Consider the following 17,934-nt stretch of genomic DNA (forward strand, 5'->3'; position numbering starts at 1 on the left):
CGCACGGCCGACACGCCGACCAAGCTCGCCCGAAGGCCTCACCGCTACTGGACGCACCGGCGCCTTCTGGCTCGTCTACCGAGCCCAGTCGTCGTCGTCGTAGGGGCGGCCGCGGAAGTGGGCCCGGAGGTACTCCCCCACGACGGCGGCGCCCAGATCCCCGGTATCGGGCGCCACGACGCGGCCGTCAATCCGGCGGGCCATCCGCTGGACGAACCGTTCCAGGCCCGGGTCGTCGCCCAGCCGGAAGAACGTGGCCTGCGTGCCGGTGCGCCCCAGGCGGTCCAGCTCGGCGACGGTGACGCGGATGGTCTCCGGGTCCGGCGGATACGCGAACCAGGATTCGCCGTCGGCCAGCAGGTGCGCGGTGGGTTCGCCGTCGGTCACCACCAGCAGGACGGGCTGCATCGACGGGTGCTGGCGGAAGAACCGGCCGGCCAGCAGCAGCCCGTGGTGTAGGTTGGTGCCCTGCTCCCGGAAGGCCGGTAGGGCCGTGAGCTCGCCGATGTCCATGGTCCGTCCGTAGCGGCCGAAGCTGATCAGCTGCAGCCGGTCGCCGCGGAACTTGGTGGAAACGAGGTGGTGCAGGGCAAGCGCCGTGCGTTTCATCGGCACCCAGCGCCCCTGGGCGGCCATCGAAAAGGACACATCCACCAGCAGCGCGACGGCGGCCTGCGTGCGCGCCTCCGTCTCCGTCACCTCGATGTCGTCCACGGCCAGGCGCAGTCCGTGGCGCGGGTCGCCGCCGTCGGCGATCGTGCGCCGGATCGCGTTGGTGATGGTCCGCGTGACGTCCCACGCCTCGGCGTCCCCGAACTCCCACGGCCGGCTGGAGCCGGTCTGCTCTCCCGCCGCCCCGGCAACCCGGGTGTCCCGGCGGCCCTGCCGGCCGGAGAGCTGCCTGGCGGTGTCCCGGAGCAGCGACCGGCCGAGCCGCCGCATGGCCTGGGGGGAGAGCCGGAGGTCGCCGTCGGCGCCGCGCTGCAGGAAGCCGCCGTCGTGCATGGCCCGTTCGATTTCCGCCAAGGTGCGGGCCGACACCGCCGCGTCCTGTCCCAGCTGGCGGGCGAGGGCGTCCAGGTCCAGGTCGTCCAGGCGCGAGCCGTTGTAGGACTGGGAGAGCTGTTCGGCCAGCTCGTCCAGTTCGGCGAGGTCCTGCAGCACGCCGGTGCCGTCGCCGAGCCCCAGCCCCTCCTCGCCGTCGAAGCGTTCGGAGCCGGACCAGTCCTCGCCGGGACGCAAAGCCTGCAGGGTGGCATCGAGTTGGCCCAGCTGTGCCATAAGCGCCGGCGAGCCGAACGCCTGGGCGGAGAGCCGCATCAGCTCCTCGCGCTGCTCGGCGGACATGGACTGCAGCAGCCGCTGGGCGGCGGCCGCGCGCTGGGCGAGCGCGTCCACCAGCTCCTCGACCGACTGCGGGTTCTCCGGGAAGAAGTGGCCGTGCTTGGACATGAACTCTTGGAAGTCCGCGTCCGTGTCCTCGCCGCGCCGGTGTTTGTCGAGCAGCTCGTTGAGGTCCTGCAGCATCTCGGCCACGGCCGCGCGGTCCTCCTCCGTTGCACCCTCGAGGGCCTGCTTCATGCCGGCGAACCGCTGGTCCAGGATCTCGCGGCCCAGCAGGTCCTTGATCCGTTCGTAGGCTTCCCGGGCGGTGCTGGACTGCCAGTCATAGTTGGCGAGCTCGTTGACGGCCGCCGCCGTGGATTTGGGCAGGTTCTGCAGCTGCATCTCCCGGAAGGCGCGGTCCGTGTTGTCCATCATGGCGTCGCGGGCCAGCTGTTTGCGTTCCTCCAGCACCGCGGTGTCGAGCAGCTTCTGGACCTCGTTGAGGGTGCCGTCCAGCCGGTGCCGGCCAAGCAGTTCGCTGCGCCGCTGCTGGACGCGGCCGGCGAGGTCGTCGAGCCCTTCGCGGTTGCGGCCGCCGCGCCGCAGGTACTCCTGAAGTGCGTGCCGGGGCGAGTAGCCGGCCATGACGTCCTCGGCGACGGCGTCCAGCGCCTCGGCCAGGTCCACCGGCGGGGCGAGCGGATCCGGTCCTCCCCGGTAGCGGCTGTAGCGGGACCGGTGGTGTGCGGTCATGAGGCCTCCTGTGGTTACCCGTAAACGGTTGCCTCGTCGTCGGACTCCTTGGCGATCCGCCGGGCGAGGTAGAGGCCTTCCAGGGCCAGTTCGACGGCGGCGGCGCGCTGTCCGTCGTTTTCCGCGCCAAGGCGCTCACTGATGTCGTCGTAGAGGCGTGATCCGTTGAGCGGCGGGAGATTGCCGAGGAACTCCCGCGCCGTCACCAGTTCCCCGGTAGTCACCGTGGTGTGGCCGTCCAGCGCGGCCACGAGTTCACCCATGTCGATGCCGTGGAAGTGCGCCCGCACGGCTTCCGCGGTGGCCACGCGGAGGAGGTGGTCCAGGATGTCCTGTTCCCGGCCCTCCTCCCCGGACTCGAACTCGATCTTCCCGGCCAGGACTTCCACGGCGGCGTCCAGGTCGATGATCCGGGCGACGGCCTCGTCCTCGCCGCGCACGCTGGCCCGGCGCAGGGCGGCCGCGGCGACGGTTTCGGCGCCGGCGATGGCGAACCGCGCGGACACCCCGGAGGTCTGGTTGACCGCCGGAGACTGCCGCAGCGCCCGGGTGTACCGGGCCAGGATCTCGAGGATGACGGGCGGGACGCCGGCCACCAGGTGCCCCTCCTGCCGGATGACGGCGACCTCGTCGTCGAGCTCGATCGGGTAGTGGGTGCGGATTTCGGCGCCGAAGCGGTCCCGCAGCGGCGTGATGATCCGGCCGCGGTTCGTGTAGTCCTCCGGGTTGGCGGACGCGACCACCAGGACGTCCAGCGGGAGCCGCAGCACGTAGCCGCGGATCTGGATGTCGCGTTCCTCCATGACGTTGAGCATGGAGACCTGGATCCGCTCGGCGAGGTCGGGGAGTTCGTTGATGGCGATGATGCCGCGGTTGGAGCGCGGGACCAGGCCGTAGTGGATGGTTTCCGGGTCGCCCAGGCGGCGGCCCTCGGCCACGCGCATCGGGTCGACGTCGCCGATCAGGTCGGCGACGGAGGTGTCCGGCGTCGCGAGCTTCTCGACGTACCGTTCCGAGCGGTGGCGCCACGCCACCCGCAGCCGGTCCCCCTCGGTGAGGGCACGGGCGCGGGAGTGCTCCGTGATGGGTTCGTACGGGTGTTCGTTCAGTTCCGAGTCCTCGATCACCGGCGACCACTCGTCCAGCAGCCCGGCCAGGGTGCGCAGGAGCCGGGTCTTGCCCTGTCCGCGTTCGCCGAGGAGGACAACGTCGTGCCCGGCGAGCAGGGCGCGCTCGAGCTGGGGCAGGACGGTGCGGCTGAAGCCGTACATCCCGGGCCAGGGGTCGCGGCCGGCGGCGAGCGCGGCGAGCAGGTTGTCGCGGATTTCGCGGCGCAGATCCTTGTGCACGTGGCCGGAGGCACGCAATTCACCAACGGTGAAGATATCGGGGCGATCACTCACTCCTCCACCGTAGACCTGTGCTGGGCGGGGAATCGAGGGATTCTTTGAGATTCCTGAGCTTTGGGCCTTGGCCCGGCTTACGCTGGATCCTGATGACTGCAGCAACGTCTGGACCTTCAGCGGAGCCCTCACAGCGGGGCACGCTCCTGCTTCTGGTGCGCCACGGGGAGACTCCGACGACGGGCACCGTGCTGCCGGGTAGGGCGCCGGGACTGCACCTGTCGGACCGGGGCCGGGCCCAGGCCGAACGGGTTTCTGAACGACTGACTGGCCTGCCGGTCGATGCGCTCTATTCCTCCCCGCTGGAGCGCGCCTGCGAGACGGCGGAGCCGACGGCAGCCCGCACCGGGCTGGATGTGAAGCTCGAGGACGGGCTGCTGGAGTGCGATTTCGGCGATTGGACCGGTGCCGCGATCGCCGAGCTGGCCGTCCTGCCGGAATGGCAGACCGTCCAACACGGCCCGTCCGCTTTCCGATTCCCGGGCGGCGAGAGCTTTCCGGAGATGCAGGCGCGGATCGTCGGAGCGATCGAGGCGCTGCGAACAGCCCACGGCGGGGGCGCCGTCGTGTGCTTTTCCCACGCCGATCCCATCAAGGCCGCCGTAGCCCACGCCCTGGGCACGCCGCTGGACCTCTTCCAGCGGATCGTGATCAGCCCGGGTTCGGTGTCGGCCATCTCTTACACGGACGGGCAGGACCCCGCGGTGCTGATGGTGAATTCGACCGCGGAGCCGCTCAGCGGACTGCGGGCCCGGTGAACGCGTTTCCGCGGCGGGAGGGACCGTGCCCGGCCCGGAGCTGACCCTGCTGATCGAGGGCGACATCAAACTGTTCGGCCTCATTCCGCGCAGCAGCAACCAGACGTTCCTGGTCCAGGTTTCATGCGGCGAGGAGGCGGGGTACGCGGTCTACAAGCCGGAGGCCGGCGAACGTCCGCTGTCCGACTTTGAACCCGGGCTCTATAAGCGCGAACGCGCCGCATACTTGCTCAGCGAATGTCTTGGCTGGGGCCTCGTCCCGCCAACAGTGATCCGCGAGGAGGCGCCGCTGGGGGTCGGGTCCCTGCAGTGGTTCATCGAGTGCGACTTCCAGGAGCACTACTTTACCCTCTTCGAGGACGCCCCCGAGACCCACGCTGACCTCGCCCGCATCGCCCTGTTCGACTACGTCGCCAACAACACCGACCGCAAGAGCGGCCACGTGCTCCGCGGTGACGACGGCCGGATCTGGGGCATCGACCACGGGCTCTGCTTCTCGGCAGCCTTCAAGCTCCGCACGGTGATCTGGGACTTCGCCGGCGAACCCATCCCCGATGCCTTGCTCGAGGACATCGCTCCGCTTGCGGAGGCCGCGCCTCCCGAGGTGGCCGAGCTCCTCGACGACGACGAGGCCACCGCCCTGCAGCACCGCGCCCAGCGCCTGCTCCGCGCACGGGTCCTGCCAGTAGACCGCACCGGCATGCGCTACCCCTGGCCGCTGGTTTAGGCGCTCGCTCGTACGATCTGGCTGGCGGGTGGCGGGACCGCCTTCAGAGTTCTCGGTAGTAGTAAAACATTGGAACTGTCTGATCGGGTTCAGTGTTTGTGAACCCGTGGGCTTCGTAGAAGCGTCGTGCATCAGTGTCCTCGCCGTCCACGTTGATCTCAATGAGCGAGCCGCCCCGGTCGCGTACCAAGTCGAGTGCCGCATCCAACAGAGCGCTGCCGAGGCGGTGACCGCGCAGCTCTGGACAGACGTAGAGTTCGTCGAGGATCGCGACTGGCCCGCGGTACCAGACGTTGGGCCGGAAACTCGACGTTCGACACCCGGTAGCGCGATTCTGGCCACTCACAAACACGACTCTCTTTCTCCGGACACCCGACACGGGAACCCTCCGCCCGACCCTCCATCTTCCTGGATGCCCGCGACCAGCGTTTCACAGGATTTCACGCATGAGGGTTGGCTACTGCCCCATGGCTACGAAAGCGCCGCGACGATCAGCGAGCGCAGTGGGGACAGGTCTCCGGAGTTGGCCCGCAGAAGGGCATTCTGTTGTTCAATTCGCGCCTCCGCAAAGCTGGGCGGCAAGGCAACTCCCAGCAGCTCGCGTAGCATCTGATCAAGCAAAATGCGTCCTAGCCTTCCATTTCCATCAGTGAACGGATGGATCCTTAGGAACTCGTAGTAGGCGCGGGTGATGACATCAAGTTTCTCGTCCTGGTTGTGTGACAGGAGCCGGTTGTAGCCTTCGCGCCAATCGGCACACCACGCACGGAGAAGTTCTGGCACGTCTTCGGGTGCCGGAGGGACAAAGACACCCGTTGCCGGATCTAGCGATTGCACCGTCAAAGCCATCTTACGAAGAACTCCAGCAAGTGAATCGGGCATACCGGTGCCGGAAACCAGGATTCGGTGCAGCCACAGCAATACTGGAATGTCGATTTCAGAGCTAGCGGGACCGGAACCCAGCAAAAGGTTGCTACCCAACTGGGGACCGGAAGTCGACGACAATTCTGCGCGCAGGTCCATGAACATCGACGAGGTCCGGTTGAGCATCAAATCCGTGCTCGAATCGAGTTGTTGGATAGTTCTTAGTTGCAGCGCCTCGATGCGATCGAGTTTCTTACCAACGTCAATATTCGCGCTGCTCCAATAAGCGATCTGTTCCTCAGGCGTCATCGGGAGGCGCAGATACTCCAGCCGGATTCCGCACCCCTTAGGTGAGTCAAGAACGGCACGAAGTCGTTCTAGGTGATACAACTCCATCGACTCGGTGTCAGATCCTGCCAGAGCCCTAAGCTCGCCACGTTGGCCGATGGTCAACGGCTGATTCACTATGAAGACGAAACCTCGGACGGAGTTGTGGGCAACGCCAGCAAGATCGTCGGTGAACTTTTTCTTGATCTGCCCAAAGGAAGGCTATGTCGGGGGAAAATAGGCTGCGGCCACGAAGTTCGTAATTCCGCGACGGCAAACAACATCCTTGATCCCGTCCGGGCCACCAAGCGGATGCTGCGGGTCGACCGCGGAGAAACCTTCGATCGACAATATGCCTGCAGACATTCTCTCCGCTTGTGTTTGCCCAAATCTCCAATCCCGAAGGACTGCCTCTGTCGTCGTCATATACCTAAGCATGCACTCTTCGCCCGAGGCTTCGGGCTATGACGTCGCCGTACCGCAAAGATCGCCGAGCGGCCATCTCGGGCAAAGCGCCGGCTCTTCGCTACCCTGGCGACGTCGAACGCATAGGTGCTTGACGCCATCGATCAGCCCGAGCGCTGATAAGTGCGCACGGGAAACCCGCAGGTCCGAAGGCCAGCTCTGCCGGCCACTCACTTTGTCCTCGACTTCTGGACACCCCAACCACTGCGTCGATGGTCTAACCGATTTCCTTGATAGCTGGTCCGCAACTCTGCTGCGCCGATCGCGGTGAGGCCAATGCCGTAAGGGATGAGGTCGACGGACGGTTTCGGTTGTTCTGGAGCATGGTTTGCGGAATCGCCCGTCGGACGATCTATGTTTAAGGGAAGAACTCGGGCTGTATTCGTTTCTTAGGAGCAGGCCTCACGAGTTGTACCGCCATAGTGGATCCCGTTTCGTTAGCGTGCTCCCATAACCTAAGAGGACCGAATGCAGTTAGATCGCACCGAGCTGGAACTGGAGTCGATTGTTAGGCGCATCTCTGATGGAGAGCTGGATCTTCAGCCGGATTTTCAGCGCGGAGAGATCTGGGACAACCGGCGTCGGCAAAGGCTCATCGACTCAATTCTCCGCAAGTGGTACGTTCCAGCAATTCACATAGTCCGAAAAGATGACGGAATGGAAGTTGTCCTAGACGGACAGCAAAGATTAGCAGCCATACGGGATTTTTTCTTCGGCAAGTTCAGCGTTGATGGCTCGATCGAGCCTCAGGACGAGACCATAAAACAACTGCACGGAAAGAAGTTTTCGCAACTTCCTGATCATCACCAGCGCGCTGTTAAACGCTTTGCGTTACCTATTGTCACTCTCAAAGAATTTGAACCTCAGGAACCTAACGAACTATTCTTTCGGCTCAATCAATCCTACAACTTGACTCCCCCCGAGAAACGAAATGCGCTACACGGGCGAGCTCGCGATCAGGTGAAGGAACTCGTGGTTCTTTTCTCTGAAAATGGCCTCCTCAAGCATGAGTCCGTAGGGTTCTCTAACGGTCGGCTCGCCTATGACGACATCATTGCCCGGACATGCGTGGCCGTAGAGAGACGAGACTTGGGTCAACACATCAACAACGGCGTTGTCGAAGAGTTCTACCGCTCAGAGGTTTTTACTCCCAAAACAATCGCTGGCGTCGAAGCTGCCGCTTTCGAGCTACTGGAGCAAGTGAACGCCTGCGAAAACCGAGTTCGGTTTAACAAGGCGACCTTGTTCACCTGGCTCGTCTACTGTTTCTGGAGCCCTCGGCTGACTGGGCGCGGCCTTCCCCAAAATCTCCTGTCGACGTTTGAATCCGAGCGCAGAACAGTTAAGACAGGAGAGGTCGAGGACTCTTCCGATCCAATCTATGGGGCCGTCGCCCTCTACGATGATCGCGCTTCCTATCGAGTTACTGACGTGAGCTCCGTACTGGCTCGGGATGTGGTTCTTCACCTGTATTCGGAGGCGCGTTTCAATACGCCGAGCCTCAACGGATCCCACCTTCTCATGGAAGAAGTTCGACGCAGCCGCCGGGACCAAGTTCAAGATCTGACTTTCAAATTCATAGATAGCTCGGATTGGCGATCTGTCCTGGGTCGCACACACGAAAGCGACATTCGATGAGAGCAGTTGTAGAGCGACAAGCATGGGCAAACCTCACCAAGGAGCGAAGTGGTCAAGATCCTGTCGAAGTCCCGCTCGACTCGAAGGGCACCTCCCTTACGCTGCCTGGGCCATGCACAGTCTTAGCTGGGCTCAACGGAGCGGGCAAGACGCGAGCACTCCTTTCCTTCAGTGATTCACTTGGAGATCGGGCGGTTCTGGTACGTCTCCATGAACTTTGCGAACATGCAAGAGTAAATCTTCGTGCCAGAGATGACATCTCTGAAATGGCAGAAGAAACTGGTGCATCGACACTTGACCCGGCCACGCTAGATCATCTGAACCGTGTCATAGGCCGGGACTACGAGTTTGTTGAGTGGTACGCCCTCGATTTCGAACCGACCGCGGATTACCTTTCCAGTTTCGATTGGCCAGATGATCAAGTCACTATTCCCCACTTTCGGGTGAAGCACAAAGGTATCGAATACTCCTCTCTCGAAATGGGATTGGGGGAGTTTTCCGTGCATCTTCTTTTTTGGATCATGGCGCAGTATAGGGACGCTCCCGGCATGTACTTTCTGTTGGACGAGCCCGACGCATACCTGCCGCCCATCACTGCGGAGCGTTTGCTTGTCAGGCTTCTCGAGGTTGCCCGAGCCAACGCGTGGAATCTCCTGATCGCTACGCACTCCGAATCCATCGTCGAGGCAGCATGCCAGAACGATGCCTTCGTCCTTTTGAGGCGCGGCCAAGAAGGCGTCGAGGCATACTCTTCCAAGGACTATGGAGTGACTGTCGCATCCGATCTCCTGCCGGTTCGCCCTGTCAGTTCCCTACTCTTCTGTGAAGATGAGTCTGCAGCAGCATTAGTACGCGCCATTCTCGAAACCGAAGATGGCTGGCTGGCCGCCTCTACGTCGGTAATCTGGAAGGACGGTGACGGATACCTCCGGAAACTTGCACAACATCTTCCCCGGTACCGCGGGATGAAGATGTCCATGGCCCTGGTATTCGACGGTGACCAACGCGGAAAGCTTGCCGTCCGAGGAGCATCCGAAGAAAAAAGCTGGCCCTCACTCTTGCTCCCTACTGACAAAGCGCCAGACGGTTTGTTCAGAGAATTGGCGAGTGATGGCCCCGCGCTGGCAGCGGCTCTCAATAGGCCTCTGGAGTCTGTCAACAGAGCCTTGGATGCTCTCGAAGGATCGGACGACCACGATTGGGTTAACGGGATGTGTAGCCGTTTGGGAGTAAGAACACACGTCCTGGACATCCTGGCACGGACATGGGTAGAGCGTAACGCGGCTGAGGCAGGTGCGTTCCTGGCAAGCATCCCTTAGCGCGGAGTGTCTGGCCTGATAGATCACTTCAGCAGCGACGACATGTCCTCGGTGCCTTACTCTGTGCCTTAATTGACGTAGGGCCAAGGCAGAATAGAAGAATGTCTGTTTCCGCTTCCCTGCCTCACGTCGATACGGCAGAGCTGCGTAAGGCCCGGGGGGCCTTTTTCACCCCAGCTGCGATCACCCGCTTTGTCACTGACTGGGCCATTCGGACCCCCCTTGATCAGGTTCTGGAACCATCGGCTGGCGACGCGGCGTTCTTAGTCGAGGCCGTTCGGCGGCTCCAGGAACTCGGCAACGACTCTGCTATACAGCCCATCGTGGACGGCGTTGAGATCCACGCCGACAGCGCCCTGAGGGCGGAGTCGCGTGTGGTTGAGGCCGGGGGGATTCCCCAGATCAATGTCTGTGATTTTTTCCGCGTGAATCCCGATTCCAAGTACTCTGCTGTCATCGGCAACCCGCCTTACATCCGCTATCAGGACTTCAGCGGAGCGTCCCGGGCTCGTGCCCGCGAAGCGGCGTTGAAAGGTGGCGTTGCGTTGTCAGGGCTCGCTTCGAGTTGGGCCGCGTTCACAGTGCATTCCGCGTTGTTCTTGAAGGACGGGGGCCGGCTGGGACTAGTTCTTCCGGCTGAGCTCCTTAGCGTTAACTATGCGTCTTCGATCCGGCGGTTCCTTTTCGACAGATTCCGCAGCGTCCAACTGGTGCTCTTTGATGAGCAGGTGTTCCCTGAAGTCGAGGCGGACGTGGTTCTTCTGTTAGCCGAAGGCTTCAACGAAGGCCCAACGGACGCTGCGATCATCCGACATGTGCGCAATGCCGAAGACCTGCTCTCCGACAGCGTGGGACAACGCTGGGTGCCCTCGGACCCAGCGGGCAAATGGACTGCGAGCCTCGTCCGCAGAGACGCACTAGGACCCCTGTCCGAACTGCGGACTACCGGGCGCTTCGCTCCGTTGGAGCAGTGGGGTGACACCACGCTTGGGATGGTCACCGGGAACAACGGCTATTTCGCGCTCTCCCCTGCACGTGTGAAGGAATTGGGGATTCCGCGGGGAGATACCCTGCGCTTGTCCCCTCCGGGCAGCGCGCACCTTCGCGGACTAACTCTGTCCAAGGACATGCTCACGCGGCTCGGCGCGGCCGGCAAATCGACCTTCCTGTTCCGACCACCGGGGGAGCCCTCCTCCGCATCCGCCGAATATATAGGCACCGGCCAGGCTACCGGCGTCGACCGTGCTTACAAGTGTCGAGTCAGAAAGCCCTGGTACCGCGTTCCTTTGGTGCCACCCGCGGATCTGCTGCTGACCTGCATGAACGCCGACACGGCGCGGTTGACCACGAATGAGGCCGGGGCACACCACCTGAACTCCGTACACGGCGTCTACCTCAAGCCGGAGAACAGGAAGCTGGGACGCGAGCTGCTCCCATTGGCGAGCTTGAACTCGGCCACGCTGTTGAGCGCGGAGATGGTCGGCCGCTCATACGGCGGCGGCATCCTGAAGATCGAGCCCCGGGAGGCAGATGTCTGGATGATGCCTTCCCAGGCAATCGTCGCCGGGCGGGCCGAGGCCTTGCGCGGAGTGCGGCAGCAGGTTACTCGGCTTCTCCAAAAGAACAGATTGCTGGACGCTGTGGCTGTCATCGACAGAGTTCTGCTGATTGAAAGCGGACTGCTAACGCCCGATGAACTGGAGAGCATCCGCGCCGCCCACCACACCCTTTCCCAACGACGAGTAACGAGGTCAGCAAGTGGCAGGTAGCCCATCGATGAAGTCACAGGCCTGGGCGCTTTTCGACCAGATAGTCGCCGACGCCGCACCCGGGAGAGTTCATACAAACCCTTGGGTCCTCATGGAGCGGAACAAGCTGGTGTACGTGCCGGATTTCGAGACTTTGAAGCGGCTCCTGGGTGTTCCCCTATATCTGAAGGCGGTGACACAAAGCGGGGTGCCCGCCCTCGCCTTGGATGTCTGGGTCTCCTACGAGATGCGGAGAGCGGGCTTCGACAACGACGCCGTGTGGCCCCGGGCCGAGCATCCACGGATCATGCCCCGCTCCGTCGTAAGCCTTCTTGCAGGCCTGACGCCCCCTGAACGCAAGAAACTCGAGGATAGACTCACCCGAGAATCGCCTATGAAAGGCGTGGTGGCCTCCAGCGCCAGCATCTTGGGCAAGAACTACTTCAAACAAGTCGACGTAGTCATGTCCGACTGGGACACAGGGCCCGAGATCCTCATCAGCACCAAACGGATGGACTCTAGCTTCGGCAAGAACGCCGCGAACCGGGTCGAAGAAAGCTACGGCGACGCCAAGAACCTTCGTTTGCGCCACCCGCTCGCCGCCCTCGGATTCGTCTACGGGCTACGCTCGACCATCTTGGAGAAGGAGCCGGATAAGGCCGAATGGATTATCGACCTGCTCCACAAACTAGGTAACGAGGACGACGCCTACCACGCAGTCGGTCTGCTGATGATCCAGTACAGTGACGACGTCGCGGCGGAAGAGGGTGCTGACGTCACTGACGAGGGAGACGACGCTCTGGCGGCAGCTGGAGTCGAAACTGGCTCGAGCCCCGAAGATGAAACCCCTGAAGCGGTCGCTGACACAGAGGTCAGCCAAATCCTCCAACAACTTCCACCTGTGTCCCTGATCTTTGACGAACGTGCGGAACAGATCCACCCAGCACTTTTCCTCGCTGCCATGGTCCGCCGTGTCATCGCCGCCACGCCCGTGAACCGCCATCGCGAAGCCAGGGAACGCATGAAGAAGGCACCGATCGAGACATTGGACCACGCCGTTGACTCCGTGGGCTAGCCCCCTAGTGAGGAACGCGTGCAAGGGAAAGAACGGGAAAATGACGATGAGTCGCGCCGACAACTCTAAGAGAAGTGATCGGCTATGACTCGCTCGAAAGACAAGACAGTCATCGCGGTAATGGCGGCTGACGACCTGTATCAGGCTCGTGCCATCGCAGAAGAATACCGGCGAGACTGGCTGAGCTTGAATGTTCGATCACCAAATCTCACCATGGTGACCGACAGGGTCGTACTGATTGTCGGTTCAGGGGCATTGATGGCTCTCTGCCTTGGTAGGAGCTTAGGACGGTCTGGAGATCTGGACACCCGAGTTCGATACTCCAACCTCGTCCTGTTGGAGATCGCTCTTCCAATAGAGGAACTCTCTGACCAAATCCCCGACTCACGTCTGAAGCTCAAAGCAGAGGAATACCTTTCGGTTGGCGGCATCGTCCCCGAGAGAACGGAACAAGCCCTCATGGAAGCCTTGATCCGTCTGCGCCCCGAAGTGCCGTCGGCGTTAAGGCGGATCCTCGCTGCCAGGAGGGACCGAGCAGCAGTAAGCACGAACCGCCACCGCATCGTGGCCGAACAGCGGGATGCCGTTGCGCTGGCTCTTGAAATTGCTGGTTTTGATAGTCGGTTGATCGTCCCTGAACCCACGGACACTGACATGCCCTTCCTCTCGGGTTTGGATGAGGGCGGAACATCCGAAGCCGCCATTATCCGGCACGACGCAACACACTTCGAAGATTGGCCTATAACCGATGCTCCCATTCACGATGTCCTGACATTCCACGATCCCGACAACCTCAACGCACAGTGACAGTGGTCTACACGGACAAGGAACCTCTCGAGAAGCTGACTGGAACCGACCTGATCTACTACCGCAGCACCCACCCAGGATTCGTTCTAGTCCAGTACAAACGAATGGAACGTCTTCCTGCGCAGAACGGGATGGCGGAATGGGGCTACCGGCCAGACTCTCAGCTTGAGAAGGATTTCGAGCGGATGCGGGCATGGTTATCAGACGAGTCAACGTCCGATCCCGATGAATGGCGCCTTTCGCAGGAACCTTTCTACTTCAAACTCGTCGAAAACAACATGAGACGCCCTGAAGGGAACAAACTCGTCAAGGGGATGTACTTCCCGCGGCCGTTATTCGAGCTTCTGCAACACTCGGACCGGATCAAGGGCCCACGAGGCGGCAAGGTCATTGGATGGCGGAACGCCGAGCGCTATTTGGAGAAAGACGAGTTCGTGTCGCTGTTACAGCGCGGATGGATCGGATCGACAGCGGATGTCACCCAGCGGCTGAACAGTATCGTGAAACACGCCCTCGAGAGAAAGCGGGGCGTATTTCTTGTCAGAGACGACACTGACGCCGAGATAGCCAACCAGCACCGAAAGCGTCGATAGAGAGGAATGAGCCGCGGCGGCACGGGTCAATGGGAGAGCATCGGAAAACCCAAACTCCGATAACACCTCATACCCAAACCTTCGGATGATGAGGCGATCTTTTCTGTCCCGCTGTGGATTGGCTACCCGTAAGCGCCTCCAGCGGCCCAGCAGAGTCGCTCCTCAAACCTCCGCCACAGGAGCCGCGAACTGCGCTTCGTACAGCGCCGCGTACGCCCCGCCCGCAGCCAGCAACGAGGCGTGCGTCCCCTGCTCCACGATCTGCCCGGAGTCCATCACCAGGATGAGGTCGGCGTCGCGGATGGTGGAGAGCCGGTGTGCGATCACGAAGCTGGTCCGGTCGGACCGCAGGGCGCTCATCGCCTTCTGCACCAGCACCTCGGTCCGGGTGTCCACCGAACTCGTGGCCTCGTCCAGGATCAGCACCGACGGCCGGGCCAGGAACGCCCGGGCGATGGTCAGCAGCTGCTTTTCGCCGGCCGAGACGTTGCCGCCCTCGTCCTCGAGCACCGTGTCGTAGCCGTCCGGCAGGGACCGGACGAACCGGTCCACGTACGTCGCCCGCGCCGCCTCGAGGATCTCCTCTTCCGACGCACCGGGCCGGCCGTAGGCAATGTTGTCCCGGATGGTCCCGCCGAACAGCCACGTATCCTGCAGCACCATGCCCATCCGCGAGCGCAGCCCGTCGCGGGTCATCGCGGTGACGTCCACGCCGTCGAGCGTGATCCGCCCGGCGTCGAGCTCGTAGAACCGCATCATCAGGTTCACCAGCGTCGTCTTCCCCGCCCCCGTCGGCCCGACAATCGCCACGGTCTGCCCCGGCTCGGCCACCAGGCTGAGGTCCGTGATCAGCGGCTTGTCCGGCGAGTAGGCAAAGGACACGTTCTCGAACACCAGCCGGCCCCGCCCGCCGTTCGGCGCCACCGCAGGCACAGCATCCGCGGACTGCTCCTGCTCGTCCAGCAGCTCGAACACCCGCTCGGCCGACGCCACGCCGGACTGCAGCAGGTTCGCCATCGACCCTAGCTGGGCCAGCGGCTGGGTGAACTGCCGCGAGTACTGGATGAACGCCTGCACGTCGCCCAGCTGCATCGCGCCGGCGGCCACCTGCAGCCCGCCCACCACGGCGATCCCCACATAGACCAGGTTCCCGATGAACGTCATGGCCGGCATGATCAGCCCGGACACGAACTGCGCGCCGAAGCTCGCCTCGTACAGCTCCGCGTTCTTCTGCCGGAACCGTTCCTCCACCTCCCGCTGCCGGCCGAACACCTTCACCAGCGCGTGCCCGGTGTACGTCTCCTCGATCTGGCCGTTCAACTCCCCCGTGTGCTTCCACTGCGCCACGAACAGCTTCTGCGATCGCTTGGCGATCACCGCCGTCGTCACCAGCGTCAGCGGCACGGTGACCAGCGCGATCAGCGCCAGCGTGGGCGAGAGGATGAACATCATCACCAGCACGCCCAGCACCGTCAGCAGCGACGTGACCGCCTGGCTGATGGACTGCTGCAGGCTCTGCGAGATGTTGTCCACGTCGTTGGTGACCCGGCTGAGCAGCTCGCCGCGCTGGATCGAGTCGAAATACCGCAGCGGGAGCCGGTTGATCTTCGCCTCGATCCGCTCGCGCAGCCGAAACATCGTCCGCTGCACCACGCCGTTGAGGATATAGGCCTGCATCCACATGAATCCCGACGCCAGCACGTACAGCGCCAGCGCCCACAGCAGCACGCTGGCCAGCGCCGCGAAGTCGATCCCCGCGCCCGGGGTCAGCGTCATGGCGCTGAGCATGTCCGCCTGCTGGGTCTGCCCCTCGGCGCGCAGCTGCGCGATCAGCTGCTCCTGGCTCACCCCGGCCGGGAGCTGCTTGGACACGACGCCGGCGAAGATCAGGTTGGTGCCCTCGCCGAGGAGCCGCGGTCCGATCACCGAGAACGTCACACTCACGACGGCGAGCAGCAGGACCAGTACCAGCCACAGCCGCTCCGGCCGCAGCTGGCCCAGCAGCCGCGTGGCGGACGGCCAGAAGTTCATCGCCTTCTCCGCCGGGACGTTCATCCCGGCGAACGGTCCGCCGCGGCCCGGCCCGCCCGCCGGCCGGGGAATGCGCAGCGGGGCCTCCCGGGTGGCGCCGCCGGGGCCGCCGCCCGCGGCGCCGGTTCCGGGCGTCTGGGACTCGACCTTGCTCATGCCGCCTCCTCCGCCGCGAGCTGGGAGTTCACGATTTCGCCGTAGGTCTCCGAGGTTTCCAGCAGCTCGGTGTGCGTGCCGTGCGCGACGATCCGGCCGCCGTCGAGCACCAGGATCTGGTCCGCGTCGACGATGCTGGAGACCCGCTGGGCGATGATCACCAGGGTGGCGCCGGCGGTGTGCTGCCGGAGCGCCTGCCGCAGCCGGGCGTCGGTGGCGGTGTCCAGCGAGGAGAAGGAATCGTCGAAGATGTAGAGCTCGGGCCGTTTCACCAGCGCCCGGGCGATCGCGATCCGCTGCCGCTGCCCGCCGGAGACGTTGGTGCCGCCCTGCGAGACGGGCGCGTCCAGCCCGCCCTCCATCTCCCGGACGAAGTCCTCCGCCTGCGCGATGGACAGCGCCCGCCAGAGTTCGTCTTCGGTGGCGTCGGGTTTGCCGTAGAGCAGGTTGCTGCGGACCGTGCCGGAGAACAGGTACGGCTTCTGCGGGACCAGGCCGATGTGCCCCCACAGCAGGTCCGGGTGCAGCTCCCGGACGTCGACGCCGTCGATCATCACCGAGCCGGAGGTCGCGTCGAAGAGCCGCGGCATGAGGTTCACCAGGGTGGTTTTGCCGGAGCCGGTGGCGCCGATGATCGCCGTCGTCTGCCCCGCCCGGGCGGTGAAGCTGATCCCGGACAGGACCGGCTGCTCGGCGCCCGGGTAGGCGAACCCGACGTCGCGCATCTGGAGCTCGCCGCGGCCTTTACGGCCGGAGAAATCCAGCGGGTGCTCCGGCGGCCGGACGCTGGATTCGGTGCCCAGCACCGCGCCGATTCGGTCCGCGGAGACCGCCGCGCGCGGGATCATGATCGCCATGAAGGTGGCCATCATGACGGACATCAGGATCTGCATGAGGTAGCTCAGGAACGCGATCATGGTGCCCACCTGCATGGAGCCGTCCTGGATCCGGAACGCGCCGAACCAGATCACGGCCACGGACGAGACGTTCAGCACCAGCATCACGACGGGGAACGCGAGCGCCATCAGCCGGCCGGCGCGGAGGGCGGTGTCCGTGACGTCCTCGTTGGCCCGGGTGAAGCGGGCGGTCTCCACGTCCTCCCGGACGAACGCGCGGACCACGCGGATGCCGGTGAGCTGTTCGCGGAGCACCCGGTTCACGGTGTCGATCCGGGTCTGCATGAGCCGGAACAGCGGCACCATCCGGGTGATGATCAGCCCCACCCCGATCAGCAGCACCGGCACACTGACCGCGATCAGCCAGGACAGCTGCAGGTCCTGCCGGATCGCCATGATCACCCCGCCGATGCAGAGCATGGGCGCGGCCACCATGAGGGTGGCGGACATGAGGACCAGCTGCTGGACCTGCTGGACGTCGTTGGTGGAGCGGGTGATGAGGCTCGGCGCGCCGAAGCGGGTGACCTCCTGCTCGGAGAACGCCGCCACCCGGCTGAAGATCGCCCCGCGCACGTCCCGGCCCATCGCCATGGCCGCCTTCGCCCCGAAGTACACGGCCGCGATAGCGCACGCGATCTGCAGCAGGGTGACCAGCAGCATCACGCCGCCGATGCGGAGGATGTACTCCGTGTCGCCCTTCGCCACGCCCTGGTCGATGATGTCCGCGTTCAGGGTGGGCAGGTACAGCGAGGCGATGGACTGCGCCAGCTGGAAGACGACGACGGCGAGCAGCAGCCTGCGTTGCGGTGTCAGGTATTCAACCAGCAGTTTCCAGAGCATCCGTACTCCCAGCCGTGCGTTCCGCCGAGTAATCCGAACGTCAGTTTACGTCCGGAGGCTTGGAGTGGAACGGGTTCCTCTCAGGGCGAATCCTGTGTGTTGTCCCGGGTCATCTCCTATTCGGGAGAACTCGACCACCCGGGTGAAGCGTGTGTGGGACGCCCTACGCCCCAAAGGTATTCACAAGGTCTCTGAGATAAGCATGTGA

General features: G+C 63.6%; 14 protein-coding genes. 8 read left to right on the plus strand and 6 right to left on the minus strand.

What is annotated here, in order from left to right; all coding sequences use genetic code 11:
* Window positions 1-75: 75 nt before the first annotated feature.
* Window positions 76-2,079, minus strand: a complete 2,004-nt coding sequence (locus AC1DF4_RS09695) for a vWA domain-containing protein (RefSeq protein ID WP_476912697.1) — start codon at window positions 2,077-2,079, stop codon at window positions 76-78.
* Window positions 2,080-2,093: 14 nt separating this feature from the next.
* Window positions 2,094-3,482, minus strand: coding sequence for a sigma 54-interacting transcriptional regulator (locus AC1DF4_RS09700; RefSeq protein WP_476912698.1), 1,389 nt, complete (start codon window positions 3,480-3,482; stop codon window positions 2,094-2,096).
* Between the two features lie 92 nt (window positions 3,483-3,574).
* On the opposite strand from AC1DF4_RS09700, the gene AC1DF4_RS09705 reads away from it, so the two are divergent.
* A complete protein-coding gene (locus AC1DF4_RS09705; protein ID WP_476912699.1) occupies window positions 3,575-4,240 on the plus strand; it encodes an MSMEG_4193 family putative phosphomutase in 666 nt (221 codons plus the stop codon).
* Window positions 4,241-4,265: 25 nt separating this feature from the next.
* Window positions 4,266-4,967 (plus strand): SCO1664 family protein, encoded by a 702-nt coding sequence (locus AC1DF4_RS09710; protein ID WP_476912700.1) that lies wholly within the window; start codon window positions 4,266-4,268, stop codon window positions 4,965-4,967.
* 43 nt (window positions 4,968-5,010) lie between these two features.
* Here the strand turns inward: AC1DF4_RS09710 and AC1DF4_RS09715 are convergent, their stop codons facing one another.
* Both AC1DF4_RS09715 and AC1DF4_RS09720 read right to left on the minus strand, forming a co-directional pair.
* Window positions 5,011-5,346 carry a GNAT family N-acetyltransferase gene (locus AC1DF4_RS09715; RefSeq protein WP_476912701.1) on the minus strand — a complete coding sequence of 112 codons (336 nt, stop codon included), beginning with the start codon at window positions 5,344-5,346 and terminating at the stop codon, window positions 5,011-5,013.
* A 92-nt stretch (window positions 5,347-5,438) separates the two neighbouring features.
* Window positions 5,439-6,140, minus strand: a complete 702-nt coding sequence (locus AC1DF4_RS09720; RefSeq protein ID WP_476912702.1) for a Fic family protein — start codon at window positions 6,138-6,140, stop codon at window positions 5,439-5,441.
* Window positions 6,141-7,091: 951 nt separating this feature from the next.
* Between AC1DF4_RS09720 and AC1DF4_RS09725 the strand changes: the two genes are divergently transcribed.
* From AC1DF4_RS09725 to AC1DF4_RS09750, 6 genes are all read left to right on the plus strand, one after another.
* Window positions 7,092-8,261: a DUF262 domain-containing protein gene (locus AC1DF4_RS09725; protein ID WP_476912703.1), complete on the plus strand. Its 1,170-nt coding sequence runs from the start codon at window positions 7,092-7,094 to the stop codon at window positions 8,259-8,261.
* Between the two features lie 266 nt (window positions 8,262-8,527).
* Window positions 8,528-9,580, plus strand: coding sequence for an ATP-binding protein (locus AC1DF4_RS09730; protein WP_476912704.1), 1,053 nt, complete (start codon window positions 8,528-8,530; stop codon window positions 9,578-9,580).
* A gap of 101 nt (window positions 9,581-9,681) precedes the next feature.
* The gene (locus tag AC1DF4_RS09735) at window positions 9,682-11,349 is read left to right on the plus strand and encodes an Eco57I restriction-modification methylase domain-containing protein (RefSeq protein ID WP_476912705.1); all 1,668 of its coding nucleotides are present in this window, start codon (window positions 9,682-9,684) and stop codon (window positions 11,347-11,349) included.
* Window positions 11,350-11,356: 7 nt separating this feature from the next.
* Window positions 11,357-12,403 (plus strand): hypothetical protein, encoded by a 1,047-nt coding sequence (locus tag AC1DF4_RS09740; RefSeq protein WP_476912706.1) that lies wholly within the window; start codon window positions 11,357-11,359, stop codon window positions 12,401-12,403.
* 84 nt (window positions 12,404-12,487) lie between these two features.
* Complete coding sequence (locus AC1DF4_RS09745; protein ID WP_476912707.1) at window positions 12,488-13,210, plus strand: hypothetical protein; 723 nt, start codon at window positions 12,488-12,490, stop codon at window positions 13,208-13,210.
* On the plus strand, window positions 13,207-13,803 hold the full coding sequence (locus AC1DF4_RS09750; protein WP_476912708.1) for a hypothetical protein: 597 nt from the start codon (window positions 13,207-13,209) through the stop codon (window positions 13,801-13,803). Before AC1DF4_RS09745 ends, AC1DF4_RS09750 begins: the two co-directional genes overlap by 4 nt.
* 162 nt (window positions 13,804-13,965) lie before the next feature.
* Here the strand turns inward: AC1DF4_RS09750 and AC1DF4_RS09755 are convergent, their stop codons facing one another.
* Entirely contained in the window at window positions 13,966-15,990 is a 2,025-nt protein-coding gene (locus AC1DF4_RS09755) for an ABC transporter ATP-binding protein (protein WP_476912709.1), read from the minus strand.
* Window positions 15,987-17,726 carry an ABC transporter ATP-binding protein gene (locus tag AC1DF4_RS09760; RefSeq protein WP_476912710.1) on the minus strand — a complete coding sequence of 580 codons (1,740 nt, stop codon included), beginning with the start codon at window positions 17,724-17,726 and terminating at the stop codon, window positions 15,987-15,989. The genes AC1DF4_RS09755 and AC1DF4_RS09760 overlap by 4 nt, the downstream gene beginning before the upstream one ends.
* Between the last annotated feature and the right edge of the window lie 208 nt (window positions 17,727-17,934).

Source organism: Arthrobacter sp. 05N429, from assembly GCF_056397045.1.

Coding starts and splice junctions, on each gene's coding strand:
- AC1DF4_RS09695 (WP_476912697.1), bottom strand. CDS start 2,079: ATGACCGCACACCACCGGTCCCGCTACAGCCGCTACCGGGGAGGACCG.
- AC1DF4_RS09705 (WP_476912699.1), top strand. CDS start 3,575: ATGACTGCAGCAACGTCTGGACCTTCAGCGGAGCCCTCACAGCGGGGC.
- AC1DF4_RS09720 (WP_476912702.1), bottom strand. CDS start 6,140: ATGACGCCTGAGGAACAGATCGCTTATTGGAGCAGCGCGAATATTGAC.
- AC1DF4_RS09725 (WP_476912703.1), top strand. CDS start 7,092: ATGCAGTTAGATCGCACCGAGCTGGAACTGGAGTCGATTGTTAGGCGC.
- AC1DF4_RS09730 (WP_476912704.1), top strand. CDS start 8,528: ATGGCAGAAGAAACTGGTGCATCGACACTTGACCCGGCCACGCTAGAT.
- AC1DF4_RS09735 (WP_476912705.1), top strand. CDS start 9,682: ATGTCTGTTTCCGCTTCCCTGCCTCACGTCGATACGGCAGAGCTGCGT.
- AC1DF4_RS09740 (WP_476912706.1), top strand. CDS start 11,357: ATGAAGTCACAGGCCTGGGCGCTTTTCGACCAGATAGTCGCCGACGCC.
- AC1DF4_RS09745 (WP_476912707.1), top strand. CDS start 12,488: ATGACTCGCTCGAAAGACAAGACAGTCATCGCGGTAATGGCGGCTGAC.
- AC1DF4_RS09755 (WP_476912709.1), bottom strand. CDS start 15,990: ATGAGCAAGGTCGAGTCCCAGACGCCCGGAACCGGCGCCGCGGGCGGC.
- AC1DF4_RS09760 (WP_476912710.1), bottom strand. CDS start 17,726: ATGCTCTGGAAACTGCTGGTTGAATACCTGACACCGCAACGCAGGCTG.